The sequence below is a fragment of the Longimicrobiales bacterium genome (assembly GCA_035764935.1).
In the GTDB taxonomy this organism is placed as follows: Bacteria; Gemmatimonadota; Gemmatimonadetes; order Longimicrobiales; family RSA9; genus DASTYK01.
Genome location: DASTYK010000043.1, coordinates 1 through 26,410, shown reverse-complemented (window position 1 = coordinate 26,410; position 26,410 = coordinate 1). Strand labels below are relative to the sequence as shown.

Annotated in this window: 22 protein-coding genes; 9 read left to right on the top strand and 13 right to left on the bottom strand. The window is 68.0% G+C overall.

Features of this window, described 5'->3' with window-relative positions:
* Positions 1-365 precede the first annotated feature (365 nt).
* The 3 genes from VFU06_03315 to VFU06_03305 all read right to left on the bottom strand — a co-directional run bounded on the left by VFU06_03315 (position 366) and on the right by VFU06_03305 (position 4,572).
* A complete protein-coding gene (locus VFU06_03315; protein ID HEU5208417.1) occupies positions 366-1,043 on the bottom strand; it encodes an OmpA family protein in 678 nt (225 codons plus the stop codon).
* 281 nt (positions 1,044-1,324) lie between these two features.
* Positions 1,325-3,895: an FtsX-like permease family protein gene (locus VFU06_03310; GenBank protein HEU5208416.1), complete on the bottom strand. Its 2,571-nt coding sequence runs from the start codon at positions 3,893-3,895 to the stop codon at positions 1,325-1,327.
* Positions 3,892-4,572, bottom strand: coding sequence for an ABC transporter ATP-binding protein (locus VFU06_03305; protein ID HEU5208415.1), 681 nt, complete (start codon positions 4,570-4,572; stop codon positions 3,892-3,894). The genes VFU06_03310 and VFU06_03305 overlap by 4 nt, the downstream gene beginning before the upstream one ends.
* On the opposite strand from VFU06_03305, the gene VFU06_03300 reads away from it, so the two are divergent.
* Entirely contained in the window at positions 4,571-5,323 is a 753-nt protein-coding gene (locus tag VFU06_03300; GenBank protein HEU5208414.1) for an arylesterase, read from the top strand. The two genes, VFU06_03305 and VFU06_03300, sit on opposite strands and share 2 nt — an antisense overlap.
* 4 nt (positions 5,324-5,327) lie before the next feature.
* Here VFU06_03300 and VFU06_03295 read toward each other — a convergent pair whose 3' ends face one another.
* Complete coding sequence (locus tag VFU06_03295) at positions 5,328-5,987, bottom strand: HAD family hydrolase (protein ID HEU5208413.1); 660 nt, start codon at positions 5,985-5,987, stop codon at positions 5,328-5,330.
* Positions 5,988-6,466: 479 nt separating this feature from the next.
* On the opposite strand from VFU06_03295, the gene VFU06_03290 reads away from it, so the two are divergent.
* The gene (locus VFU06_03290; GenBank protein ID HEU5208412.1) at positions 6,467-8,770 is read left to right on the top strand and encodes a CDC48 family AAA ATPase; all 2,304 of its coding nucleotides are present in this window, start codon (positions 6,467-6,469) and stop codon (positions 8,768-8,770) included.
* A 252-nt stretch (positions 8,771-9,022) separates the two neighbouring features.
* On the opposite strand, the gene VFU06_03285 is transcribed toward VFU06_03290, so the two are convergent.
* The 8 genes from VFU06_03285 to VFU06_03250 form a co-directional block, all read right to left on the bottom strand.
* Positions 9,023-10,348, bottom strand: a complete 1,326-nt coding sequence (locus tag VFU06_03285) for an ABC transporter permease (GenBank protein HEU5208411.1) — start codon at positions 10,346-10,348, stop codon at positions 9,023-9,025.
* Positions 10,341-11,312 (bottom strand): ATP-binding cassette domain-containing protein, encoded by a 972-nt coding sequence (locus VFU06_03280; GenBank protein ID HEU5208410.1) that lies wholly within the window; start codon positions 11,310-11,312, stop codon positions 10,341-10,343. Before VFU06_03280 ends, VFU06_03285 begins: the two co-directional genes overlap by 8 nt.
* 92 nt (positions 11,313-11,404) lie before the next feature.
* Entirely contained in the window at positions 11,405-11,791 is a 387-nt protein-coding gene (locus tag VFU06_03275; protein HEU5208409.1) for a gamma-glutamylcyclotransferase family protein, read from the bottom strand.
* Positions 11,788-12,054, bottom strand: a complete 267-nt coding sequence (locus VFU06_03270) for a hypothetical protein (protein HEU5208408.1) — start codon at positions 12,052-12,054, stop codon at positions 11,788-11,790. Before VFU06_03270 ends, VFU06_03275 begins: the two co-directional genes overlap by 4 nt.
* 103 nt (positions 12,055-12,157) lie before the next feature.
* Positions 12,158-13,417: an Nramp family divalent metal transporter gene (locus VFU06_03265; protein HEU5208407.1), complete on the bottom strand. Its 1,260-nt coding sequence runs from the start codon at positions 13,415-13,417 to the stop codon at positions 12,158-12,160.
* 7 nt (positions 13,418-13,424) lie between these two features.
* Positions 13,425-14,468 carry a glycine cleavage T C-terminal barrel domain-containing protein gene (locus tag VFU06_03260; GenBank protein HEU5208406.1) on the bottom strand — a complete coding sequence of 348 codons (1,044 nt, stop codon included), beginning with the start codon at positions 14,466-14,468 and terminating at the stop codon, positions 13,425-13,427.
* 3 nt (positions 14,469-14,471) lie between these two features.
* Positions 14,472-15,311, bottom strand: coding sequence for a transglutaminase-like domain-containing protein (locus VFU06_03255; protein ID HEU5208405.1), 840 nt, complete (start codon positions 15,309-15,311; stop codon positions 14,472-14,474).
* Positions 15,308-15,598, bottom strand: coding sequence for a hypothetical protein (locus VFU06_03250; protein ID HEU5208404.1), 291 nt, complete (start codon positions 15,596-15,598; stop codon positions 15,308-15,310). Before VFU06_03250 ends, VFU06_03255 begins: the two co-directional genes overlap by 4 nt.
* A gap of 143 nt (positions 15,599-15,741) precedes the next feature.
* Here VFU06_03250 and VFU06_03245 point away from each other — a divergent pair, with 143 nt between their 5' ends.
* On the top strand, positions 15,742-17,010 hold the full coding sequence (locus tag VFU06_03245; GenBank protein ID HEU5208403.1) for a hypothetical protein: 1,269 nt from the start codon (positions 15,742-15,744) through the stop codon (positions 17,008-17,010).
* Between the two features lie 87 nt (positions 17,011-17,097).
* Here the strand turns inward: VFU06_03245 and VFU06_03240 are convergent, their stop codons facing one another.
* On the bottom strand, positions 17,098-17,385 hold the full coding sequence (locus VFU06_03240; GenBank protein ID HEU5208402.1) for a hypothetical protein: 288 nt from the start codon (positions 17,383-17,385) through the stop codon (positions 17,098-17,100).
* Between the two features lie 107 nt (positions 17,386-17,492).
* Between VFU06_03240 and VFU06_03235 the strand changes: the two genes are divergently transcribed.
* The 6 genes from VFU06_03235 (at position 17,493) to VFU06_03210 (ending at position 26,277) form a co-directional block, all read left to right on the top strand.
* Positions 17,493-18,728: an MFS transporter gene (locus tag VFU06_03235; GenBank protein ID HEU5208401.1), complete on the top strand. Its 1,236-nt coding sequence runs from the start codon at positions 17,493-17,495 to the stop codon at positions 18,726-18,728.
* A 145-nt stretch (positions 18,729-18,873) separates the two neighbouring features.
* Positions 18,874-19,764 carry a DUF4382 domain-containing protein gene (locus VFU06_03230; protein ID HEU5208400.1) on the top strand — a complete coding sequence of 297 codons (891 nt, stop codon included), beginning with the start codon at positions 18,874-18,876 and terminating at the stop codon, positions 19,762-19,764.
* Between the two features lie 179 nt (positions 19,765-19,943).
* Positions 19,944-20,546, top strand: coding sequence for an NAD(P)H-dependent oxidoreductase (locus VFU06_03225; protein HEU5208399.1), 603 nt, complete (start codon positions 19,944-19,946; stop codon positions 20,544-20,546).
* A 179-nt stretch (positions 20,547-20,725) separates the two neighbouring features.
* A complete protein-coding gene (locus tag VFU06_03220) occupies positions 20,726-22,474 on the top strand; it encodes a potassium/proton antiporter (GenBank protein ID HEU5208398.1) in 1,749 nt (582 codons plus the stop codon).
* Between the two features lie 14 nt (positions 22,475-22,488).
* Positions 22,489-23,007, top strand: coding sequence for an asparaginase domain-containing protein (locus VFU06_03215; protein HEU5208397.1), 519 nt, complete (start codon positions 22,489-22,491; stop codon positions 23,005-23,007).
* Positions 23,008-23,073: 66 nt separating this feature from the next.
* Positions 23,074-26,277, top strand: coding sequence for a CHAT domain-containing protein (locus tag VFU06_03210; protein ID HEU5208396.1), 3,204 nt, complete (start codon positions 23,074-23,076; stop codon positions 26,275-26,277).
* The last annotated feature ends 133 nt before the right edge of the window (positions 26,278-26,410 follow it).

Below are 26,410 nucleotides of genomic sequence, written 5' to 3'. Positions count from 1 at the left end.
GTGGCCAGCACCGGGGAGCAGCGATCGCGCGACCGGCTTCGCACCAGCGAGGTGCTCGCGTGCGGGCGACAATCGAGTCGTAATCCTGCACATCCGGTCCCCGCGCCTCTGCTCCCCCGCGCCTCTGCTCCCCCGCGCCTCTGCTCCTCCGCGCCTCTGCTCCCCCGCGCCTCTGCTCCCCCGCGCCTCTGCTCCCCCGCGCCTCTGCTCCTCCGCATCTCTGCGTGAAACGAGGCCGCTCCCCACACCGGTGAGCGCCCCGACAGCCGCGCGTGCACAGCGCAGCGCGGTGCAGCCAAACCCGAGATAAACGAAACGCCCGCGGACCATCGGTCCGCGGGCGTTCGCCTCGAATTGGAGAGGGCTCAGCTACCCGGGTTCTGCCGCAGCAGTCGCTCGCGGTACTCCTCGCTCGCGAAGATCGCGACCTCGACGCGGCGGTTGAGCGCGCGTCCGGCGTCGGTCTCATTGGACGCGACCGGCTCGGCCTCGCCGCGGCCGGCAGTGCGGATACGCGAGCCGTCGACGCCCAGGCTCGTCAGGTACGCGCGGGCCGACGCGGCGCGCCGGTCCGACAGGCCCATGTTGTACGTGTCCGTCCCGCGCGAATCCGTGTGACCGACGATCAGCAGCTCGGACTCCGGATACTTCTTGAGGCTGTTTGCCAGGGTGGTGAGGTTGTCCGCAGCCGCACCCTTGACCACGTCCGAGTCGAAGTCGAAGAGCAGCCCCGAATCGAATGTGACGAGCACGCCCTCGCCGACCTGCTCGACCGTGGCGTTGTCGAGATCAGCGGCCAGCTCCTCGGCCTGCTTTTCCATCTGCCGGCCGATGATGGCACCGGCCGCGCCACCGACTGCCGCGCCGATAATCGCGCCGCGCGCCGTCGATCCGGTCGCATTGCCGACCACCGCGCCAACCGCACCACCACCCGCCGCGCCAATGATTGCACCCTTCTGGGTCTGAGACAGGCTGCTGCAGCCCGCCGCGAAGGGGACCATCACTGCCAGCGTCAGCACCGTTCCGGCGCTCGTCCGAAGCATCGTCCGCATTATCCGTCCATCCATTTGGTTGGGACCAGAATTGGTGTCCGTCGCAGGAAGTGGCAAACCCGGTGCCAGCACGGGGCGCACGGAAAAAGCTGCGCGGTGACGTGCCGTCTCTCGTGCGCAGGGGGAAAAAAGTGGCTGTGTGCGAGCAGTTTGCGCTGTATGCGACGTCCTTCCTCAGCGTTCCGCCGCACGTCCATGATGGAAGTGCGGGAGCGCCACTGTCCGGAACCCTGCACCTCCGCTGTCCGTCTGGGAGGACAGCAGTCGCCACTTCAGCTCAGTCCGCGCAGTACCTCCAGCGGCGTATTCCGCACGATCGGGCGGCTTCCGGCGGCACCCACCAGCACCGCGAGCAGCACGGTCCCGCCGATCAGCAGCGCCAGCGGCAGCAGCGGCACCGCGAAATCGAACTCGAAGACGAAGCGGACGAGTGCCCATGCTGCTCCCGTGCCGAGCACCCCGCCGGCCAGGGCGGCAAGAGCCCCGAGAGCAGCGTACTCGGTGAGCAGAATGGCGCGTATCTGTCCGCGCTGCGCTCCAAGCGTGCGCAGCAGCACGGTCTCGCGGAGTCGCTGGTAGCGTGATGCCGCGATGGCGCCGGCGAGGACGAGGACACCGCCGATCACAGTGAAGAGGCCCATGAAGCGGATGCCGAGCGTCGCGCGAAAGACGATGCGTTCGAACGTCTGCTGCACGGCGGCGAGGTCGATCGTGGTGACGTTCGGAAAGGCGCGTGCGAGGACGCGCTGCATGTCGGCGCGCGCCGTGTCGCCGGGCAGGCGGGCGAGCAGCACGAAGCTCTGGGGCGCGCGCTCGAGCGAGCCGGGCTCGAAAACGACGAAGTAGTTCGTCTCGAGGCGTGCCCAGTCGACCTGGCGAACGCTGGTGATCACGCTCTCGACTTCGCGTCCCTGCACGTCCCACGTGATGCGATCGCCGATCCCCACATCGAGTGAACCGGCAACGCCTTCCTCGATCGAAACCCGGGCGGGCACGTCAAGGGAAGCTCCCCGGACGCCCCTCTCCTGCTGGTCGAACCACTCGCCTGCGACCAGCGTCTCTGTGGCGGTGAGCGTATCGCGGTACGTGTTGCGATACTCACGGCGGAGGGCCCAGGGCTCGATGTCGCGGGCGCGTGCGCTGTTCAGCAGGCTGTCGACGGGCACACCGTTGATGGCTGCGATGCGCGCGGTCACGATCGGCTCGATGCGCGCGCCCGCACCCGCTGCACTGAGCGTGGCTGCGATGGAGTCACGCTGGCCCGCCTGGATGCCGAAGCCGACCAGGTTGGGCTGGCTTCCGAGTGCACGGACGTCGAACCGCTTGACCAGGTTGTGCTGCACCAGGAGCATTGCACTGATGATGAAGACGCCGAAGCCGAGCGCGACCGTCACGGCCGTCGTCTGATTGTGCGGGCGGAAGAGGCTGGCGATGCCCTGTCGGACCACGAAGCTCGCACGTTCCGGGAACCATCGGCGTGTCACCCTGACGAGCACGGACGCGCACACCAGCAGCAGCAGGATCGCCGTTGCGATCGCCGCGGCGTACGCGATGCCGGGTCGCCAGTCGCCGGCCTGCCAGATTGCGAGTGCGGTCACGCCAGCAGCGAGCAGCAGCCACGCACCCGCACGCAGGGGGTCGAGGCGGCGACGCACCGGCTCTACCTCCTGGCGGATCGCCTGCAGCGGTGTGATGCCGCGGATCTCCAGCAGCGGCAGCAGCGCGAAGAGCACGGCGACGAGCAGACCGACGGCGAGGCCGGACAGAATCGGCACGAGTCGCACGCGAAAATCGACGTCGAACGGCAGCGCTCCCTGCAGCAGGTGCGGAAGCACTGCCTGTACCAGGGTGCCGAGCACCACACCGGCCGTTGCGCCCGCGAGGCCGAGAAGGGCGGCCTGCAGCAGGTAGGCCGTGAAGGCCTGCGCCTGGGTGGTGCCGAGGCAGCGGAGCGTCGCGATGACTGCCCGCTTCTCGCGCACGAACACGTTCACGGCGCTGCCGACGCCCAGTCCGCCGAGCAGCAGGGCGGTGAGTCCGACGAGTCCGAGGAAGCGAGACAGTGTGCTCACCGCTTCGGCAAGCTCTTCTCCCTGCTGCTCCGCCGTCTCGAAGCTGATCTGCATCCCACGCAGCCGATCGTGGTAGCGATCGACGAAGCGCTGCGCGTCTGCCGGCCTGTCGAGCTGCACGAACGCCTGGTGCCTCGTAATGCTGCCCAGCGTGACCAGGCCTGTTTCCTCGAGATGCGCGCGCGCGATGTAGACCCGCGGTCCGGCCGCTCCGCGAAAGCCGAGCTCGCCGGGCAGGTTGTCGACCGTTCCGGCAATACGGAAGCGCGTGCGTCCGAGCTGTACGCTGTCGCCGATCTGCGCGTCGGCCTGCAGCAGCAGGGAGGGCTCGACGAGCGCCTCCCTGTGTTCGGCGTGTGGTGGCCATGCGGCCGGCGGGGTGGTGCGCCACTCGTCGTAGAACGGGTAGGCACTGTCGATTGCGCGCAGCTGGACGAGTCGCGCGCCACCGCTGTCGGGTGCGGACAGGGGGCGAATCGTGCCCATCGACAGCGTCGCGGTGACGTGTGCCACGCGCGCCCCGGACTGCGTCAGCGAGTCGAGCAGCGCACCGGCGCTGTCAGGGAACGGGCTGTCCGATTGCAGCCGAACGTCGCCGCCCAGGAGTCGCTGTGCATCCGTGCGCACTGCGTCCACGATGTTCGCACGATATGCGTTGATAGCAACGAGCGCGGCGACCCCGAGCGTGATGGCGGCGGTGTACATGCCGAAGCGTCGCATGCCGGAGCGGGCCTCGCGCAGGGCGTGCCGCACGGCAAACGACGCCATCATGCCGCCCCGTTGTCATCGACGACTCGCCCTGCGGCGAGGCGTACGATGCGGTGCGCGCGGTTTGCGAGCTCGGGATCGTGGGTGACGAGGACGAGCGTCGCACTCGATTCCTCGTTCAGCTCGAGCAGGAGGTCGATGACGCGGCCGCCGGTAAGGGCGTCGAGGTTGCCGGTGGGCTCGTCTGCGAACAGCACGCGCGGGTCGTTGGCGAACGCGCGGGCAATGGCGACGCGCTGCTGTTCACCGCCGGACAGCTGCGCCGGGTAGTGGTCGATGCGCTCCTCCAGGCCGACGCGCGCGAGCAGCTCGCGCGCCCGCGCCGCAGCGCCACTGGCACGTCCGCGCAGCTCCAGTGGTACCAGCACGTTCTCGAGTGCGGTCAGCGTCGGGACGAGCTGAAAGCTCTGGAACACGAAACCGACCTGCTCGGCGCGCAGGCGCGCACGCTGATCCTCGTCGAGTCCGGCCAGGTCGACGTCGTCGAACAGGACGCGACCGGCGCTCGGGCGATCCAGCCCGGCAAGCAGGCCGAGCAGCGTCGTCTTGCCGCTGCCGGACGGGCCGACGATCGCGAGGAACTCCTGCGCCTCGATGGAAAGATCGATACTGTCCAGCACGGTGAGCGGCCTGCCGCCGCTCCGGTAGGTCTGTGTAAGCCCTTCGGCGATGATTCTCATGAGGCGGAAGATAGTTGCACTGTTCGTCGCGTCACTAATCGCGTGCCAGGCGGACCCGGCGCGCGATGCCGAGCGCGCGGCCGCCGGCAGCACAGCGAGCGGGGCTGCCACGGCAACGGACGCGACGGCCGGCGCGAGCAATGCTGCGGCAGGAACGTCGCACGGAACCGGTGTGGCCGCACGGAACGGACGCGCGGCGGTGCTCTTCCTCGGCACGAGCCTGACAGCCGGCTACGGCATCGGCGCGGACGTCGCATACCCGGCGTTGATCCAGCAGCGAATCGATTCCGCAGGCCTGCCCTACCGGGTCGTGAACGCCGGGCTGAGCGGCGAGACGAGTGCGGGCGGGCTCGAGCGGCTGGAGTGGTCGCTGCAGGATTCCGTTGCCGTGGTGGTGCTGGAGCTGGGTGCGAACGATGGGCTCCGCGGGCTGCCGGTGGAGCGGATGCGGGCCAACCTGGAAGACATCCTGCAGCGGACCCGGGAGCGCTACCCGAACGTGCGGCTCGTGATCGCAGGGATGGAGGCGCCCCCCAATCTCGGGCCGCGCTACACGAGCGAATTCCGGCAGGTGTTTCCGGAGCTTGCGCGCAGGTACGACGCGGAGCTGATCCCGTTCCTGCTCGAAGGTGTCGCGGCACAGCCGGCACTCAACCAGGAGGACGGCATCCATCCGAACGAGCGAGGACACGCGCTGATCGCGGACCGCGTGTGGGCAGCGCTCGAGCCCGTGCTGGACGGGGGCGAATGACCCGCTACCGGGACCTGCCGGACAGCATGCTCTGGTCGAACGCAGTCAGGATCTCGCGCGGGCCGCTGTAGATCTCGCGTGCCCCCGTCAGGCTGACGCGCGTCCATCCGCCGCACAGCACCCCGATGATCGGAACGCCCGCGTTGCGCGCGGCGGCGACGTCGTAGGGGGTGTCACCGATCATGACAGCGTCCGTGGCCGACGCACCCGCGCGCTGCAGCGCCGCGTGCACGATATCCGGCGCAGGCTTGGACTCCTCCGCATCATCGCTGCTCGTCCTCAGGTGGATCAGATCATCCAGTCCGGCCTGCTCGAGCAGCGCCTTCATGCTCTCCTCGCCTGCCGACGTTGCGACGACGAGCTCATGCCCGTGATCGAGCAGACGCTCGACCATTTCCCGCGCACCCGGGAACGCCTTCAGCTTCGGCAGGAACTCCGTCCGGAAGAGATCGCCGCGCTGCTCGAGCAGTGCCTCGCCTTCGCTCGAGTCGGCGTCGAGACCGGTCAGCAGCGGCAGCACGCGGTCACCGCCCATGCCGATCAGCCAGCGGATGTGGTCGTATCCGATGGGGTGACCGGTTCGCCTGCCGATCTCCACCCAGGAGCGCGCGTGGGCATCATTGCTGTCGATCAGCGTGCCGTCGACGTCGAGCAGTACGACCATATACGCGATTCCTCCGTGGTGATCGCTGCCTGCGGTTGCTGATGCGCCGCAATGCAAGAGATCAGCCGGAGCCCCGCGGTCGTGAGCGGCGGCCCACGGCAGATGCCGGCCGTAGTGAGTGCGGGAGTCGGACCTGCGCGGGGGGAAAAGCAACGGACGTGAAGTCTGGGATGGCCCTGCCATACCATCCCGAGGGTGACTCCACGTCCGTGCGAGGACGAGCCGGGGTAGCCCCGGCACAGTCCAAGGTAGCCCCGCCGGTGTTGCCGTGGGTGGCACGCGGGTCAGAGGCGTGTCAGAGTTTGATCGGCAATTGTCAGGAACTCGTGAGGTACGCTAAGCCTTTGACGACAGCCCACTTGCGCACACGGTCGACCGACGGCCCGCCACGGGTCTGGTGAGCAGGCCGGCATGCCGCACGGAACTTGCTCCCGGTGGCCCGACCACACCAGCGATTTCCGGGCGGGAGACGAGAGGCGATGGCCGAGCAGGAGAGCAGGGGCGGGGTGAAGGTGCAGGTTGCCGGCGCAAAGCCGCAGGACGTCGGCACCGGCACGGCGCGGGTCGGACGCAAGGCGCTCGAGTCGATCGGCGCGCGCGAGGGTGACGTGATCGAGATTCGTGGCAAGCGCTCGACGGCTGCGCTGGCGCTGCGACCGTATTCGGAAGACGAGGGGCTGGAAGTGCTGCGGCTGGACGGGCTGCAGCGAGGCAACGCCGGTGTGAGCATCGGCGACCACACGGAGATCCGGAAGGCGGATGCAAAGCCGGCGCGTCGCATCCAGCTTGCGCCCGCGCAGAAGAACCTGCGACTCGTCGGCTCGGGCGACATGCTGCGTCGGACCCTGTTCCAGCGACCGCTCGTCGCTGGCGACGTCATCTCCACGTCGATCTACCAGCGCAACGCGGGTGCGCCCGGCCAGAACATGCCGGAGGACCTGTTCCGCATGTTCTTCGACCAGCCAGCGTTCGGGCTGCAGGAAATCCGCCTGAAGGTGATCTCCACGGCGCCGCGCGGCATCGTGCAGGTCGCGCAGGACACGGAGATCGAGCTGCTGCCGGAGTACGTTGAGCAGGAGGAGGAAGAACGGCTCGACGTCACCTACGACGACGTCGGCGGCATCGGCAACACGCTGCGTGACGTCCGCGAGATGATCGAGCTGCCGCTCAAGCATCCGGAGCTGTTCCAGCGTCTGGGCATCGATCCTCCGAAGGGCGTGCTCCTCTACGGCCCGCCGGGCACCGGCAAGACGCTGCTGGCGCGTGCAGTCGCGAACGAGAGCGACGCGAAATTCTTCCATATAGCCGGGCCCGAGATCATGGGCCGATTCTACGGCGAATCGGAGCAGCGCCTGCGCGAGATCTTCCAGCAGGCGCAGCAGCAGGCACCGTCGATCGTGTTCATCGACGAGATCGACTCGATCGCACCCAAGCGCGAGGAAGTCACCGGCGAGGTGGAGCGACGCGTGGTCGCGCAGCTGCTGACGCTGCTGGACGGGCTGGAGCCGCGGCAGAACGTCATTGTCATCGGCGCGACGAACCGCATCGATGCAGTGGACGAAGCGCTGCGCCGGCCTGGGCGCTTCGACCGGGAGATCATCATCGGCGTGCCGGACATCACGGGCCGGCGCGAGATCCTTGCGATCCACACGCGCGGCATGCCGCTGGACAGCGACGTAGACCTCGATGAGCTCGCGCGCATCTCCTACGGCTACGTCGGCGCCGACATGGCCGCGCTGGCCCGTGAAGCCGCCATGGAAACGCTGCGCCGCTACCTGCCGGAGATGGATCTCGAGTCGGGCCAGATCGACTCGGCGATCCTGGAAAAGCTGCGCGTGACGCGCGACGACTTCATGAACGCGATCCGTCGCATCCAGCCGAGTGCACTGCGCGAGATCATGATCGAAGTGCCGAACGTCGGCTGGGAGGATATCGGCGGGCTGGAGGGACCCAAGCGCGAGCTGCGCGAGGGCATCGAGCTGCCGCTCAAGCATCCCGAAGCGTTTCAGCGGCTCGGCATCCGGGCGGCGAAGGGCTTCCTGCTCTTTGGCCCGCCCGGCACCGGCAAGACCCTGCTCGCCAAGGCGGTCGCGCGCGAAGCGGAAGCAAACTTCATTGCGACCAAGTCCTCGGACCTGCTTTCCAAGTGGTACGGCGAATCCGAGCAGCAGATCGCGCGGCTGTTCCAGCGCGCGCGCCAGGTCGCACCGACCGTGATCTTCATCGACGAGATCGACTCGCTCGCGCCCGCCCGGGGCGGTGGCCTGGGTGAGCCGGCGGTTACGGAGCGCGTCGTCAACACGCTGCTCGCCGAGATGGACGGGCTCGAGGAGCTGCGTGGTGTCGTCGTGATCGCCGCATCGAACCGGCCCGCCCTGCTGGATCCCGCACTGCTCCGACCCGGGCGCTTCGACGACCTCGTGTACGTCCCCGTCCCCGCACGTGAGGGGCGCCTGCACATCCTGAAGATCCACACGTCCGGGATGCCGCTGGCCAAGGACGTGGACCTGGACGTGCTCGCCGATCGCACGCAGGGCTACACCGGCGCGGATCTCGAGGACCTCGTACGTCGCGCCGGTCTCGAGGCGCTGCGTGAGAACATCGAGAGCGAGATCGTCGACGCGAGCCACTTCGAAGCTGCATTGACGGAGACGAGGGCGTCGGTCACCAGGGAGATGGAACAGGAGTACGAGGAGCTGCTGAAGACGTTGAAGAGCGAGAGTCCGCGCGGACCGAAGCGGATCGGGTTTTCGGTGGCGGCGCAGGAGCTTGCGGCGGACTAGGGTACGGACTTGTGTTCACCGCTGAGGCGCTGAGAGCGCCGAGTTACACCTGCACAGAGGGTTCATCGCGTACGCTGCGATGAACCCTCTTCATAGATTCATTGTGTAGTGAAGACTTGCGCTGCGTCAGCTCCGACCCACTACAGAACGCGTGTGCCGCGCCGAAGTCGTCGGCTGCGTGCGCACACACTCGAGCGCAATCTCCGCGTCCTCAGCGCCTCCGCGGTGCAACCATAAATCCGTTCCCCGCGCTCACGACGAGCGCACCCATCGCGCCAGCTGGGCAAATGTCGGCCGCTTGCCGCTCGACAGGATTCCAATCCGGTAGATCTTTGCCGACATCCAGACGATCGCCGCGGCGGTGGCGAACGCGAGGAGGATGGAAAGCACGAGCTCCAGTGGCGGCACGTTCGTCACGACGGCGCGCACGGGCATCACGAGCGGAGACGTGAGCGGGAAGATCGAGCCGACCACGACCATGGTGTTGTCCGGGTTCTGCGCGCCACTCATGGCGATCAGCACACCGACCAGGAGCGGCATCATGACCGGGAAGACGAACTGCTGTGCTTCTTGCGCGGTGTTCGTGACCGCGCCGAGTGCGGCGTAGAGCGTCGAATAGATCAGGAACCCTGCGGCGAAGAACACCAGGAAAATCGGCGCTGCCGACGCGGGCATGATGTCCAGCAGCGGCGTTTCCTGCACCTGCTGCACCGCGGCGGGGTCGACGTCGATGAAGCCGATCAGAGCGACGCCGTAGCTCAGCATGAAGGCCGCCACGAGCACCCAGACCGCCATCTGCAGCATTCCGGCGCCGCCGATGCCGAGGACCTTGCCAATCAGCAGGTCGCGCGCGCGCACCGAGCTGAGAATCAGCTCCACGATCTTGTCTCGCTTCTCCTCGAGCACACCGTTCATGACCGCGGCGCCGTAGAGCAGCACGGCCATGTAGATCGCGAAGGCCATCATGATGCCGATGAAGATGGCAGCCTCGGCGGAGCCGGTCGTGCCGCGCGCGTCGAGCTTGTTGGCGTCGATGCGGACGGGGCGCAGCGCCGGCCCGACCTGGTCGGGATCGATGCCCGCGCGTGAAAGCCGGGTCGTCTGTACGGCGGACTGCACGGCCGCGCGAAGATCCGCCGTGACAGTGGAGTTGGTGGCGTTGCTGCCGTGGTAGCGTGCCGCTGCGTCACCGGTGACGACATCCGGCGCCAGGTAGAGGAAACCTGCGATTTCCTCGGCGATCACCCGTTCGCGCAGCCCTGCCTCGTGCGTGCTCCATTCGGCGGGGACGACCTCCTCGACGGTGATCTCGTAGCTGGTCTGCGGATCGCGGCGGACACCGCCATCGCTGGTTTCGGATTCGAGCAGGCGCGCTGCAAGCGGACCCACGCCGGCTCCCGTGGCGTCGGCGATCACGAGTGTATGGCGTCCGCCAGCACTGCTCTGGGAGATGATCAGCACCTGCAGCGCAAAGAAGCCGACGATCAGCAGTGGCCCGAGCAGCGTAGCGATGATGAAGGAGCGCGTCTTCACCATCTCGGTGAACTCACGCTTGACGACGACGAATGCTCTAGACATGGGCGAGCTCCTCCTCCCGCACTTCGGGCCGCGGCTCTGCTGCTGCGACGCGCTCGAGGAAGATCTCCTCGAGCGACGGCTCGGTGCACTCGAACCTGCGCAGCCGGACGCCCTGGTTCACGAGGTGCACGAGCAGCTCCTGCGGATCGGCGCCCGCCTGCAGGCCGACCTCGGCGACGGTCCCGTGCTGTCGCACACCGGCGACCGTGGGCAGTGCGCCCAGGAGCCGCTCGGCCTCGATGTCGGGCCGCTCGAAGCTGATCGCGACGTAGTCGCCGCCATGCTCCTGCTTGAGCTGCTTCACCGTGCCGTCCGCGACCTTGCGACCCTGTGCGATGATGCACACGTGGTCGCAGATGCGCTCGGCATGTTCGATGATGTGCGTGCTGAAGATGATGGTGCGGTTCGCGCGCTTCAGCTCGACCACGATCTCGCGCAGCACCTGCTGGTTGATCGGATCGAGGCCGCTGAACGGCTCGTCCAGCACGATCAGCTCCGGGTCGTGCAGCACCGCGCCGATGAACTGGATCTTCTGCTGCATCCCTTTGGAGAGGTCCTGCACCTTCCGGTCGGCCCACGCCCCCAGGTCCATCCGCTCGAGCCAGCGGTCGATCTCCGGGCGCGCATCACGCCGGTTCATTCCCTTCAGCTCGGCCAGAAAGGAAAGGAGGTCGCGGACCTTCATGCGGCGGTAGACGCCGCGTTCCTCCGGCAGGTAGCCGACCCTGTCCAGACCCTCCTGCGACAGCGTCTGCCCCAGCAGGTCGATCGAACCGCTGTCCGGCTCGAGGATCCGCAGCGCCATGCGGATCGTCGTGGTCTTGCCCGCGCCGTTCGGCCCGAGCACACCGTAGGTGGCACCGCGAGGAATGGTGAGGTCGAGGTCGCGGACCGCCGGGAAGCGGCCGTAGTACTTGCTCACGCCCCGCAGCTCCAGTGCGGGACCGGTCGGCGGCGCTGCCATTCGGTCTTCCTTGCTGATGGGTCGGAGTGACTGCGCAATATAATGGCACTACGGAGCTTGCGGGGGGAGGATTCAGGGGCGGTCGGTGTGGATCAGGGCCCCCACGCGCCTGCTGCCACCCGCCGTTCCGGGGTGAGCCGGCTCGCCAGCGCCGGGCCCGCAACGTACACCCAGCAGGCCAGGCCCGCGGCCTCGACGGCCACCCGTCGGTACAGGCCACGGTCGACCTGTTCGTACTCGTCCAGCAGGGCCAGTCGAGCCGACTCGGGGATGTGCCACACCGTTCCCGCGACCGGTGTCGTGCCGTACAGCATCAGCGCCGGGAACTTGCCGTCGATATCGTAGAGAGTTCCGGCGACGGTCGCATCCGCAACGCGCCGGGCGCCGTGCATCAACGGGACGGGAGCGTTGCGGACGTCGCGAAGCGTGCCGTATGCGAAGAGGTGAAAGCCCCGGTCCTGGATCGGCGGAGTGGTCATCCCGCGCTCCGGCGCACGCGCCCGGGCTCCAGGCCGCCAGCGTGCAGGATCTTGTCCTGGAGGCGCTCGGCCTGGTCATCGCAGAAGGCGAGGAGCGCGGCGGCGTGGTCCGCGGCGGACTCGAAGTCCGCGTGCGGGAAGTCATCGCCTTCCGCGTGGCGGAGTGCGCCGCGCACGGCGGCGAGCTCGGTGTCCACCTTTTCAGCTGCGCGCTTGAGTCGCTGCAATGCGCGTCGCGCCTCACGTACTGCCGGATCGCTCATCGTTGCCTCCCTGCTCGACGTGCGGGAAGATGGCCGGCCCGCCGGGGCGCTGCAATGCGTGGGTGGGTCGCGATTCGTGGGCGAGCGGCGCCGCCGTGAAAGTTCATCCCATGACTGCCCGCCAGATCGCCCAGCCGCCCAGCACCACCGTGACCAGCACAACCACCACGCCGACCGTGTTCGCCAGGACACCGTTGCGCCACCGGCCCATGCGCGCGTCGTTCGCCGCGAGCAGCAGGAACACAGCGACGGCAGGCAGCAGTATGCCGTTGGCGACCTGCGCGAACAGGATGGCGGGCACTGGCCGGACGCCCGCGAGTGCGAAGGCCGCTCCGGCAAGGATCACGGCGCCCCAGACCATCCGGAGGCGGCGGTCACGCAGGTCGCGCGACCAGCCGAGTGCGCCCGCGGCGGCGTAGGCTGCCGCAAGTGGTGCTGTGATCGCCGACGTGAGGCCCGCCGCCAGCAGGCCAGCCGCGAAGAACAGCCGTGCCCATCGGCCGAGCAGCGGCTCGAGCTGCGCGGCCATGTCCGCGGCACCGGTCACGCTTCCTCCGCCCTGGCTCAGCACGCCGGCGGAAGTGACGACAATGGCCGAGGTCACGACACCGCCGAGAACGATGGCGATGGCGGCGTCCGCTCGTGCGGCGGGCAGGTCTTCGGCGCCGCTCCAGCGTTCGCGCACGATCACCGCGTGCAGAAACAGGTTGTACGGCACGACGGTCGTGCCGATGACACCGAGTGCAACGAGCAGGGACGCCTGGCCTGCGGGCAGTCGCGGAACGAACATGCCACGCACGATCTCCATCAGCGGTGGGGCGAGCACGAACGACGTCGCGAGAAAGACGATCGACATGATCACGACCATCGCGATCATCAGCCGCTCGATCGTGCGGTAGCGGCCGGTCCACAGCAGCACTGCGGCGAGCGCGGCGAATCCCAGCGCCCAGGCCCGTACGTCTCCGGAAACGATGCCGTTCATGCCGAGCGATGCGCCGAGCAGGTTGCCGGTCTCATAGGCAGCGTTGCCGATCACGATCGCGCCGAATACGAGCCCCGCGGCGAGGATGCGCCGTACACCGGTGAATCGCGCGCGCACGGCTTCGCCGAGTCCGGCGCCGGTGACGAGGCCGAGACGCGCCGCCATCTCCTGCAGCACGAGCGTCGCGATGATGGAAAAGCCGACGGCCCAGAGGAGAGCGTAGCCGTAGCGTGCCCCGGCGAGTGTTGCGGTGGTGACGGTCCCCGGACCGATGAAGGCCGCGGCAACGACAGCGCCGGGCCCGATCTCGCGGAGTCTCAGCCGCGACCGCGACGCGGCGGGCACTGCGAGTGTGGTAACTCCGCCTGCGTCATCGGCCATGTGCGCCTCATTCTGTGAATGGGAGCAGGACTACCTGTGCCTGTGCGTTGGTGTCTGCAAGGACCAGCTCAGCGGGCGGCTCGATCTCCCGACGCACGTACCCCAGGGCGATCGTCTGGTCGAAACGGGGTGACACACATGCGCTGGTGATACGCGCAACCGCCCGGTCTTCGCCAGGGCGTGCCAGGGTCGTGCCCCTGGCGGGGACGGGTGCGTCGCCGAGCAGCAGCCCGCGCAGATGCCAGTTCACGTGGCCGCGGTGCAGGATGCGGATGATGACTTCCTGCCCGGTGTAGCAGCCCTTGGTCGTGCTGATCGCGCGCTTGCCCAGATCCGCCTCGAGCGGGATCGTCGTCTCGTCCAGCTCCGCGCCCCAGCGAGGCACGCCCGCCTCGATGCGCAGCACGTCGAGTGCAGCATGCCCACACGCGCGCGCACCCGCAGCCATCAAAGCGTCGCGCAGCGCATCGGCGTGTGCTGCAGACACGAAGACGTCCGCACCCGCGCCGCCCGACCAGCCGCTGCCGATGACGTGTACGACGTCGCCCGCGAACGTGCCCGTTGCAGCCTGGTCCTCCGCGAGGGCGGATGCAGGCGCGTCGCACACGGATCGCAGGACGTCGTATGCACGCGAGCCGTAGACGCCGAGCACCGCGTACTCCGCGGGTTCGAAGCGGGCGAACAGCGGCGGCACGAACTTCTTCAGGTGTGTGAGCACGCCGTCCAGTGCGGCCGCGTCGACATCCAGCAGCAGGTCGTCCTCGCGCCGCAGCACACGCATCTCGCCGAGCATCCTGCCCTTGGGCGTGAGCAGCACGGCGTAGGTCGCCTGCCCGGGTGCGAGACTCACCAGGTCGTTGGTGACCAGGCCGTGCACCATCTTCACCGGATCGCGGCCGTGCACGCGCAGCACCACACGGTCCTCGCGCACCACCACACCGGCGTCAGCGCGCAGTGCCGCGTACTCGTTGGCGGCGTCGCCGTAGCTGCGCACGACGTCGCTGCCGTACAGCTCGCCGCGACGCTCGCTCGTGTCTGTCGTCATGCTCATGCTCTACTCCTGCTCGGACCCACCCAGCTCCCGGATCAGGAGCCGGACACGGTCTGCATCGTCGGCTCCGGGCGCGCGGGCGAGGTAGTCGCGCAACTCCTGGACGGCATCGTCGGCGAATCCGAGGCGGGCGAGCAGCATGCCGCGGTCGCGCACCTCTTCGGCCGCATCGGGCCTCACGAGCAGGATGCGCTCGGTCGCGGCGAGTGCACGCCGATCGTCGCGCGTGTTCAGGTAGATACCCTTCAGGTTCGACAGCAGCCGGACGAGAATGTCCTTGCGATCCGCGGGACGCAGGTAGCTCGGCTGCAGCGAGACCGTGCCGCCGTAGACGCGGTCGAGCAGCGCCTGCGCCTCGTCCTCGAAGCGGATCTCCCCTCGCTGGAATGGATCGATCAGCAGCTTGAGCGCTTCGCCGTCGTAGCGGACGAGGAAGTGACCGGGGAAGTTGACGCCGTGCAGCGGCAGCCCCAGCCGCCAGCCCACCTCGAGGTAGAGGAGGCTGAGCGTGAGCGGCACGCCCACGCGCCTGTCGAGAACATCGTTCAGGAAGGAGTTGCGGGGATCGTAGTACGCCTCCGCATTGCCGCGGAACCCCTCTTCCTCGAAGAGCACGCGACTCAGCTCCTGCAGCACGACGAGTGGTGCAGTCTCCTCGCCGAGCCGGTCGCGCACGCGCTCGGCCAGGAGGTCGATCCGCCGCAGGTAGGGCTCGGGGACGAGCTGCGGGTACTCCTCTGCCGCGATCAGCAGCGCAGCGAGCGCGAGGTCGACCTCCGTTTCCTGCTGCCCGACGACAGCGGCGAACCGCGATCGCGGCGCGGGCGCCGGGGCCGTGCTCATCCCGAGGCTGCCGCGCTTGCCTCGCGCAGCAGGGACTGCAGACGGTCCCGGTCCGCCTGCAGGTCGCGGGTCACGCCATGCACCTCTGCCGTCGAGGCCGCATTCGGCAGTGCCGCTTCCACGTCCGGTCCGCCGGCGTGATCGATGAACACCACGCTCACCCGGAAGCCCTGCACGCCGGTTCCCTTGCGGGCCAGCAGGTTCGCCGTGAAGTGGCGCCCCTCCAGCTCCAGGTCATCCGCCAGCCGGTTCTCGATCCAGCTCTTGCCCTTGGCAAACTTGCTCACAGCTCCTCCAGCCGTTTTCTCGCTCCGCTTCCCGCGAATGGATACCCCGCCAGGTTTCGATCGGCAACGCGCCGGGTCGCGGCGTGGCACCTGATAACGTACACTGCGACCTGGAACTGATGCTCGCTGCCGCGGAGTCGCCCATGCGTCGTACGCCGAGCCTGGGAATCGCCCTGCTCGCGCTGCTCGCCCTCGTCCGGCCTGCCACCGGACAGCAGCCACCCCTCCGCATCTACGTCACGTGCAACGCCTTCTGCGACGTCGACTTCTTTCGCACCGAGCTCGACTACCTCGAGTGGATGCGAGACCGGGCCGATGCCGACGTGCACGTGCTCGTCAACGACACGGACACGGGCGGAGGAGGCGAACGCTATGAGCTGATGTTCATCGGGCTGGACCGGTTCGAGGGGCGAACGGACACCCTCTCCTGGTTTGCCGAAGCGACGGCCACGGACGATGAGATCCGACGCGGCGTGCTGCAGCAGCTCCAGGTCGGACTGGTTCCCTTCCTGGTGGACGCGGGATGGGGTCAATACGTGCAGGTGGAGGTCGACGCGCCGGCAGCGGTCGCCACGGACGGTGTCGAAGACCCGTGGAACGCATGGATCTTCAACGTCTATGGCGAGACGGAGCTGGAAGGCGAATCCTCGTTCTTCGAAGGGCAGGTGTACGCGGGCGCATCCGCGCAGCGGGTGACCGAGCACTGGAAGGTTTCCCTCGCGTTCAACAACAACTATGAGGAAGAGCGCTTCGACGTCGATTCCGTCACCACCGCAAAGAGCGTCAGGCGGGAGTGGGGCATCAGCAGCCTGATCGCCCGCAGCATCAGCAGGCACTGGTCGGTCGGCATGCTCGGCTCACTGCGTTCGAACACGTTCGACAACCTGCAGCTCAGCTTCGGCGCTGCGCCCGCCATCGAGTACAACCTGTACCCGTACGGCGAGTACACCACGCGATACGTGACCGTGCTCTACACGGCCGGCGTGAATCGTGTCGACTACGAGGAGATCACGATTTACGACGAGCTGCAGCAGACACTGCTGCGCCACACACTCACCGCGGCCGCCGGGGTGACGCAGCCGTGGGGTGACGTGCAGCTCAGCGTGGAAGCACTGCAGTACCTGCACGACCTGTCACGACGCCGGCTCGTGGCGTCCATCGGCACGGAGGTGAACCTGTTCCGCGGACTCTCGCTCGACGTCGGTGGCGATTTCAGCTGGATCGCCGACCAGATCTCGCTGCGCAAGCGGGAGCTGAGCGAGGAAGAGATCCTGCTGCGCGGAGGCCGCCTCGCCACGGACTTCAGCTATGAGATGCGGATCGGCCTGAGCTACTCGTTCGGCAGCCGGAGCAACCGCGCAGTCAACCCGCGTTTCGATCGCACACCGGGCGACGGCGGTTACGTGTTCTGAGACGGGGCACCACGCGGATACAAGTCGAGCCGGACGACCCTCGAGGATCGCTCCGGCTCGCGAGGCCGTGAAGCAGACGTTGTCATGCTACGCGGCCTCGCGGCCTTCCTGCTGCTCGTCCCTGCTCAGGTCCAGCGCCGCCGCACGGCCGCAGCCGTGGCAGTACAGGACCACCGTGTAATCCTGGTCCGGCGAAGTCGGCACCACGCTGCCGTCCTCCATGCTGCGTGCGTCGAGGTAGCACACGACTTCGATCGTCCCTTCCCCGCAGCGCGGGCACGGGACGTCTGACGGATCCTCGAGGTATGAAAGCGCGAGCGAGAGACCCTCCTCCATGTCGAACTCGGGTGCGCTGCTCGGTCGGTAATCCTTCATCACGGCCTCCAGTCCGGAGGGTTGGCTGCTGGCTCAGTCAAAGGGCAAGGACCATTCCATTCGCGAAACTTCCCGAAATCGTTGGGACCGCCTACTCTGGGCGGCACATGGCCACCAGCACGACGACCCGACCGTCCTCATCGAGAGACGCTGACGCCCACCGCTGGACGATTCTCGCCCTGCTTTCGGTGGCCGAGCTGCTCGGCATGTCCCTCTGGTTCACCGCCGGAGCCACGGCCCCCGCACTGAGTGCGCGCTGGCAGCTCGATGCAGGTGCGAGCGCGATGCTGACGACCGTCGTGCAGCTCGGCTTCGTGCTCGGCACGGCGACCGCCGCACTGCTCAACCTCGCCGACGTGCTGCCTGCCCGGCGATACCTGGCGGTGTCGGCCGTGCTCGCCGCGCTCGCCAATGCCGCACTGCTCGTCGCGCCGGGGTATGGTGCCGCCCTGGTCACGCGCGCATTCACCGGCTTCTTTCTCGCCGGCGTATATCCACCGGCGATGAAGATGGCCGCGACGTGGTTCCGCTCCGCTCGCGGCCTCGCGATCGGCACCGTCGTCGGCGCGCTCACGATCGGCAAGGCCATGCCATACCTCTCGAGCGCACTGCCCGGCATGGACTGGCAGTGGGTCGTGGCGACGTCCTCGATCGGCGCGCTCGTGGCGGCGGCGCTCATCGCGCTGGCCTATCGCGACGGTCCGTACGCGTTCCCGCAGCGCCGCTTCTCGCTGCACCTGGTCGGTACCGTGCTGCGGGACCGGCCCACGCGACTCGCGATCGGCGGCTACCTCGGCCACATGTGGGAGCTGTACGCGATGTGGTCGCTCGTCGCCGTCTACTTCTTTGACGTATTCACGGCACAGGGGGTGACAGCGGCAGCAAGCGTCGCGCGCGCCGGCATCGTCGCATTCGTCGTGATTGCTGCAGGGGGGCTGGGCTCCGTGCTGGCCGGCTCATTCGCCGACCGAATGGGGCGCGAGCGCGTCACGATCTGGTCCATGGCAATGAGCGGAACGTGCTCGCTGCTCGTCGGCTGGATGATCGACGCACCACTGGCAGTCATCGTCGCCGTCGCGATCGTGTGGGGATTCGCGATCGTTGCGGACTCCGCGCAGTTCTCCGCCCTGGTAACGGAAGTCGCGCCGGCGCACGCAGTCGGCACCGCGCTCACGCTGCAGACGTCGCTAGGCTTTCTGCTGACGGCATTCTCGATCTGGATCGCAATGGAGGTCGCGAGTCGCTTCGGCTGGGGCATCGCGTTCAGCATGCTGGCGGCCGGCCCGGCGCTCGGCATCCTCGCGATGGCACGGCTCAGAACGCTGCGTGCCTCACGTAACTGACTGCCTCGCTGACACTTCGGTACGATACCTGCCTCCGGCACGCGGTTCCGCGATGTGACTTCATCGAGGTTGCATCGTCCTGATGAAACGGGACGATCCGGGTGGGCGACCGGATCGAGCAGCACGGAACCGAACGAGGAGCATCATGAAGACCAACTGGATGCGCGGCGCAGCCGCGCTGCTTGCGATGACGGCAGGGCTTGCGGCCTGCGGCGACGATCCGTTCGACAACGCAGGGGAGCCGCGGGTCAGTGTACTGCTGACCGACGCACCTGGCGACGTCGTGCAGGCGATCGTCGTGATCGACCAGGTGTCGGTCATGACGAACAATGATGAGATCGGCGCGATCATCCTGGACACGGACCGCTTCGAGGGTGATCTGCTCGACCTGCGCAACAGCTTCATCGAGCTCGTTGACGACGAGGAAGTCCCGGTCGGCAGCTACAACCAGATCCGCCTGCGCATCCCCGAGGGGTGCATCGAAACGGTGGATGGCGAGATCTACGCGACGGACGGCTTCGACGCGTGTGGCACGCCGACGGGGCAGCTGCAGATGCCGAGCTTCGGGTCGAGCGGGCTGAAGATCAACCTGCCGCCGGAGGCGGAGGTGCGGACCGAGGGGCACACGATCGTGCTGCTCGACTTCGACGTCGCCGAGAGCTTCGGCCAGGTGGCGGGCAACTCGGGCATGTGGGTCATGCACCCGGTGATTCACGCGACGGATTTCGAGGTCAGCTCGAACATCACGCTGAATCTTGCCGTGGCGGACACGGTCACGCTGCCGGAAGGCGTCACCCTCGCCGATTTCGGGATCTCGATTGACGATGAAGCCGGTATCGCGGTGGACGAGGACGGCAGCACGCTGCTCCGCTACCTGGTGTCCGGCGAGCGCACGATCACGATCCTGCCGCCCGAAGGGTTCGTGATCACGACCGATCCCGCGACGCCGTACACGTTCGACCTGAACGCGGACGAGGACGCGACGCTGGAGTTCACGGTCACGAGCATCGCGGAGGCGCCCGCAGAGGGCAGCTGAGCGAAGGACGCGCGAGCTGACGTCGCTGTCTCGACTTCGCCGCGCAGCCAGTCTCCGGAGGGCGTCGGTCCATGCGGGCCGGCGCCCTTCCTGCTTGCGACGGCACCGAACCTGCCCACTTTCCCGGTCGGAACGCGCTTTCGAGACGCGACGGACACACCGGAGGGGAATTTTCGCTGATGCAGGAATCCGTGGAGGGGGAGCAGCGCCCGCTGCTCCAGGTGGTGATCGCGAGCGTGCGCGAGGAACGCAAGGGAGAGCTCGTCGCCGACTGGTTCATCGGTGAAGCGGAGAAGCACGGCGCGTTCCTGGTGGAGCGCGTCGATCTTGCCGAAGTGAAGCTGCCGATGTTCGACGAGCCGCGTCATCCGCGGCTGCGGCACTACGAGCACGAGCACACGAAGGCGTGGAGCCGCAGCGTCGAGCGCGCAGACGCATTCGTTTTCGTGACGCCGGAGTACGATTACGGCATCCCGGCCCCGCTCGCGAACGCACTGCAGTACCTGGTGCACGAGTGGGCGTACAAGCCGCTCGGCTTCTGCAGCTATGGTGGTGTGTCTGCCGGCACGCGCGGCGTGCAGATGACCAAGCAGATCGCGACGACGCTGAAGCTCGTGCCGATCTTCGAGGCGGTCGCGATCCCGTTCTTCACGGAAAAGATCGATGCGGAGTCGGGTCTCTTCGAGCCGGGGCCCGTGCAGGAGAAGGCCGCCGCCGTGATGCTGGACGAGATGGTGCGGTGGGAGGGTGCGTTGCGCACGCTGCGGACCCGCAGGCCCTAGAGGACCACCGTCCGGGCAGCGCGTGCGTGGCGGGCGGGTAGACGATACTGGACCGCCACCCTGCACCGCGCATACTTTTCCGCCGGACACCTGCCGCGCATCTTCCTGCAAGCATGGGCTGCGACCGTCCCTGACCGGCGACGCAGCCCTTTGAGCCGCAACAATTTATCCGGACCTGAATGTTTGCTGTCGACCGTCTGATCCTGGTTGCCGGACTGCTCCTGCTGATCGGCATCGGCTCGAGCAAGTTCTCCGCGCGCTTCGGGCTGCCGGTCCTGGTGCTGTTCCTCGTCGTCGGCATGATTGCCGGGTCCGAGGGCATTGGCGGGATCGCCTTCGACAATTACGTGCTCGCGCACGGCATCGGTACCATCGCGCTGGCCGTGATCCTCTTCGACGGCGGCCTGCGCACGTCGCTGGACGCGGTGCGGACGACATGGAAGCCGGCGTTCTCGCTGGCGACGCTCGGTGTTCTGATAACGGCGGTCGTCACCGGTGCGGCCGCCGCCTGGATTCTCGACATCCCGATCCTGCTGGGCATGCTGCTCGGCTCGATCGTCGGGTCCACGGATGCCGCCGCCGTGTTCTCCGTGCTCCGCTCCAGTGGGGTGCGGCTGCGCGAGCGGCTGGCCAACACCCTGGAGATCGAGAGCGCCTCCAACGACCCGATGGCGATCTTCCTCACGGTCGGGATCATCGAGGTGCTGCTCGGCACGACCGAGCTGGGGCTGGGGCTGGTCGGGTTCTTCCTGCAGCAGATGGTGGTCGGCGCCATCGTTGGCGTTCTCGTCGGCAGGGGCGCGGTCGCGATCGTGAACCGCATCAACCTGGAAGCGGCGGGGATGTATCCGCTGATCATCACGGCGAGCGGGCTGATCTGCTTCGGTATTGCGGCGGCGCTCGGCGGCAGCGGCTTCCTGGCCGTGTTCATTGCAGGCGTCGTCATCGGCAACAGCCGGATCGTCTTCCAGCGCGGGATCCTGTTCTTCCACGACGCGGGCGCCTGGCTCAGCCAGATCGTCATGTTCGTGGTGCTGGGGCTGCTCAGCTTTCCCAGCCGACTGCTCGCGGTGTGGTGGGACGGACTGCTGATCGCGCTCGTGCTGATGCTGGTCGCACGGCCGATCGCGGTGCTGCTCACTGCCACGCCGTTCGGCTACGACCGGCGGGAGCTGGCGATGATCTCCTGGGTCGGTCTCAAGGGGGCGGTACCGATCACGCTCGCCACGTTTCCGCTCATGCTGGGAGTTCCGGGCGCTGAGCTGATCTTCGACGTCGTCTTCTTCGTGGTGCTGCTGTCCGCTCTGACGCAGGGCATGACCCTCGCGCCCTTTGCCCGTCGTCTCGGGTTGGAGCTGCCCTTCGCGGCGACACCACCGGTCAGCCTCGAGATCACGTCGCTCAAGCACGTCAACGGCGACATCGTCGACTTCACGCTGACCGACAGGTCGGCGGCGGTCGGCCGCACGATCATGGAGCTAGGCATGCCCCAGGGCGTGGTCGTCGCGATGGTCGCGCGCGGGGAGGAGATCATTCCACCGAGCGGCAGCACCATCCTGCGTGCGGGCGACCACGTGTTCGTCGTGATGCGCTCGATGCTGCGGCCCGCCGTCAATCGGATTTTCGCGGCAGTGCCCGAGTCGCAGGACACGGAGCTGGCGCCGGGCGAGTTCCCGTTGCACGGTGACACCAGGATCCGCGACCTGCGGGAGCTCTACGATCTCGAGATCGACGTGAAGCCCGATCTCACGATCGCGGACCTCTTCCGCCAGCGGCTCCCTCGCGAGAGACTCCGGGCCGGGGCGACCGTTGAGATCGGCAATGCGCGGCTGGTCGCGCACGAGGTGACGGGTGGCGGCTACGTCGAGCTGGTCGGGCTGACGCTGGAATCCGACGAACGTGCGCCTGCGCCCGTCCCCGAGGGGTGATCACAGGGAACGGAATGAGGCACGAGCATCCTGCCGGTGAACCGCCGGCCATCCGCATTTTCGTGACGGGCGGCACGTTCGACAAGGAATACGACGAGCTGCGCGGAACGCTCTATTTCAAGCAGACGCATCTGCCCGAGATGCTGCAGCTCGGGCGCTCCAGGCTGGACGTGTCGATCGAGACGCTGATGATGATGGACAGCCTGGACATGACGGAGGCCGACCGGCAGCGCATCGTCGCGGCCTGCCGCGACTGCGAGGAATCACACGTGGTCGTCACGCACGGCACGGACACCATGGTGGACACGGCGCGTGCACTCGCGAAAGGCATGAGCGGCAAGACGATCGTGCTCACCGGCGCAATGGTGCCCTACGCGTTCGGCAGCTCCGACGGGCTGTTCAACCTCGGCAGCGCGCTCTCCTTCGTGCAGGTGCTGCCGGAAGGAGTCTACGTCGCGATGAGCGGTCGCTGGTTCCCGTGGGACAACGTGCGCAAGAACCGCGAGGCCGGCACGTTCGAGACGCTGCGCTAGCAGACCTTCACGGGCCCGCCGGCCGGCGGGCCCGCGCCGCATCGCCAACCCTTCCCGGAGCTGCTCATGGCATCCAGGCGTCCAGCAAAGCGAGCCCGGCGCACGTCTGCAGCACAGCCGGCAGAGCAGGACCAGCTCCGCCACTCGGAGTGGGAGCTGAGCGACGAGCAGGTCGAGATCGCGCTGCAGACGGGCGAGCACGCCGGTCTGCTGGAGGACTACTTCGGGCGCGACGAGTACGAGGAGTTGCGCCAGCTCGCGCGCCAGGCGGCGGCGCGCAGCGTACGCGGCGGGCCGCGCGTCCTCATCCTGCCCGGCATCATGGGCTCCAAGCTCGGCCGCGAGCGCGCCGGCTGGTTCGACGACGTGGTGTGGATCGACCCGATCGACGTGATCGCGGGTCGGCTGCGGCAGCTCGCACTGCCGCCGACCAACGCGCAGAGCCGCGCGATCCGGCCGCTGGGTGTCATCCTCTTTTCGTACCTGAAGCTGAAGCTGCGGCTGCGCTCCGCCGGCTACGATGCCGACTTCTTTCCGTTCGACTGGCGCCAGAGCATCGATGAGCTGGGTGCACAGCTCGCTCAACGCATCAGGCAGGACGACCCGGACGGTCACGGTCGCGTGTCGATCGTGGCGCACAGCATGGGCGGCCTGGTCGCACGTGCCGCCCTCGGCGCGGGCACACCGATGCGGCGACTCATCATGCTCGGCACGCCGAACTTCGGCTCGTTCGCGCCCGTCGCCGCACTGCGCGCGACCAACGACGCGGTACGCAAGGCCGGCTGGCTCGACTTCGGCAACAGCGCGGAGGAGCTGGCGAGCGAGGTGTTCAACACGTTCCCCGGCCTGACGCAGATGCTGCCCGCTCCGGAGAAGTGGGCGGACGTCGACCTGTACGATCCCGGCAGCTGGCCCGACGACCGGCTGCGCCCGCGCAGACCGCTGCTCGAACAGGTTGCGGCAGTCCGCGCTGCCCTCGCCGACGGGGGCGAGAACGTGTACATGATCGCGGGCGTCGACCAGGAGACCGTCACCAGCATGCGGCCGAATGGCGACGGCAGCGAGTTCGAGTACATCATCACGCGTGACGGCGACGGCACCGTGCCGCTCGACCTCGCGCTGCTCCCCGGCGCGGTGCGCACGTGGTACGTGGTCGAGAAGCACGGTAGCCTGGCGAACAACCGGATCGTCGCTGCCGCCGTTGCGGACATCCTGGCGCGCGGCGAGACGTCACAGCTGCCGACTACGTGGACGCCGACACGCGCCGCGCCGATCGTAGTGAGCGAGTCCGCGCTGCGGGCGATCCCGCCGTTCAGCGTGGAGCGCGGTGCGACGGTGCCGCGCAGTGAGCTGCGCAACATCATCGACGACTTTGCCGCACCCGATGCGCGCGACGAGAGCACGGTGCTCGCCGTCGCACCCGGCATCGATGCCGCCGCACCCGCGATCGCCTCCGGCTACGCACACCGCTTCGAGCAGGTGATCGTCGGTCGCAGGAAACAGCACCGCCTCGATCTGCGTTTCGCGCTCGGCAGCATCACGGAGGCCGATACGCGGGCGATCGCGCTCGGCATCTTCCAGGACGTCGCGCCCGCGGGTGCGGCCAGCGCGCTCGACGCACGGCTCGACGGCGCGATCGGCGAGATGACCCGGCGGCGCATGTTCAACGGCGAAGTCGGCGAGATCTTCATGCTGCCGACGGGACGACACCCGTTGAGCGCCGAGATCATCTCGTTCGTGGGGCTCGGCTCCTTCGACCGCTTCACGGACCAGGCGCTGCAGGTCGCTGCGGAGAACCTGATGCGCACGTTCGTGCGCGCGCGTGTCGAGGAATTCTCCACGGTGCTGTTCGGCGGTGGGTCGGGCGCATCGCCCGCCAGCGGGCTGCGGAACCTGCTCATCGGCTTCCTGCGCGGGCTGCGCGACGCGGATCGCGACCACCAGTTCCGCCGCATCGTGCTGTGCGAGAACGATCCCGCCCGCTACACGCAACTCAAGGAAGAGCTGTTCCGCCTGTCCAGCACGGTGCTCACCGAGGACGTCGAGATTACGTTCGACGAGGTGATGCTTCCCGCGCCCATGGTTGCCGCGGATACGCGCCGCCCCCGCGCACTGCCGCGCACACAACCCGTCTACCTGATCGTGCGCCGCGAGCGCAGCGGCGACAAGGAGTTCACGGTGCGCTCGTCGTTGCTCACTGCCGGCCGCAAGGCGACGATCGTCACCGGCACATGCGAGGTGAAGGTCACCGACTTCGAGCGCGTGCGCGGCGCACTGGTCGACGACGAGACACCGGACTTCGCGACGGCCGGTGCGGAGATGGCCGACCTGGTGCTTGCTCCGGAGATCGCGCAGGTGCTGCCGCAGTTCTCGAGCAACCACCTCGTCGTCGTGCACGACTCGTTTCTGGCGCGCGTGCCATGGGAAACACTGAGCATCGGCGCAGGCAGCAGCGCCTTCATGCCCGCGGCGGGTGCGGGACTGAGCCACCTGTACGCTGCGGAGAACCTGTCCGTCGCCAAGTGGCTCGAGGAACGCATCCACGACGACGTCCTGAACATGCTGCTCGTCGTCGACCCGACTCGCGATCTCCAGGGCGCGCGCGAGGAAGGACGCGCAGTGCAGCAGATGTTCGCGGGACGCGCGTGGGTCCAGATCGACCTGCTGTACCAGGGCGAGGCCACCCGGCCTGCGCTGCTGGACGCGTTCGGGTCCGGCAAGTACGACGCCGTGCACTACGCAGGGCACGCACAGTTCGACGAGGCGCAGCCCGTGCGCAGCGGCATCCTGTGCGCGGACGACACGGTCCTCTCGGGCGCAGACCTCGCCACGATCGGCCGACTGCCGACGCTGATGTTCTTCAATGCGTGCGAGTCCGCCCGCCTGCGCAGCCGCCGCGACGCGCGCGACACGGGCAGCAGCACCACGCGCATCGAGAGCAACGCCGAGCGGCTGCGTCGCGTTCAGGCGGCAGCCAGCATGGCAGAGGCCTTCCTGCGTGGCGGGCTGGCCAGCTTCATCGGAACGTACTGGCCGGTGGGCGACATCGCGGCAAGCACCTTCGCGAGTGTGCTGTATGACGCGCTGTTGCAGGGTGCGACCATGAACGACGCGATCCAGCGCGGCCGCAAGGCCGTGCGCGACGCGGGCTCGCGCGACTGGACCAACTACCTGTACTACGGCGACCCCGATTTCGTCCTGAAGCAGCCGACGCGCGAGCGCTCGGAAGTTGCAGAGATCGATGTCAGTGGGGGAGTCGACGTGAGTTAGGCGGGCCGGGGCCCGGGGCCCTGGGCCGGGGCCGGGGATCCAGGCGGGTTCGTGCGCATGTCGGTTACCTGTTCCCGCTCTGCACCCCAGGCCCGGGCCCTGGGCCCCGGGCCCCGGCCCGCTTCATGGATAT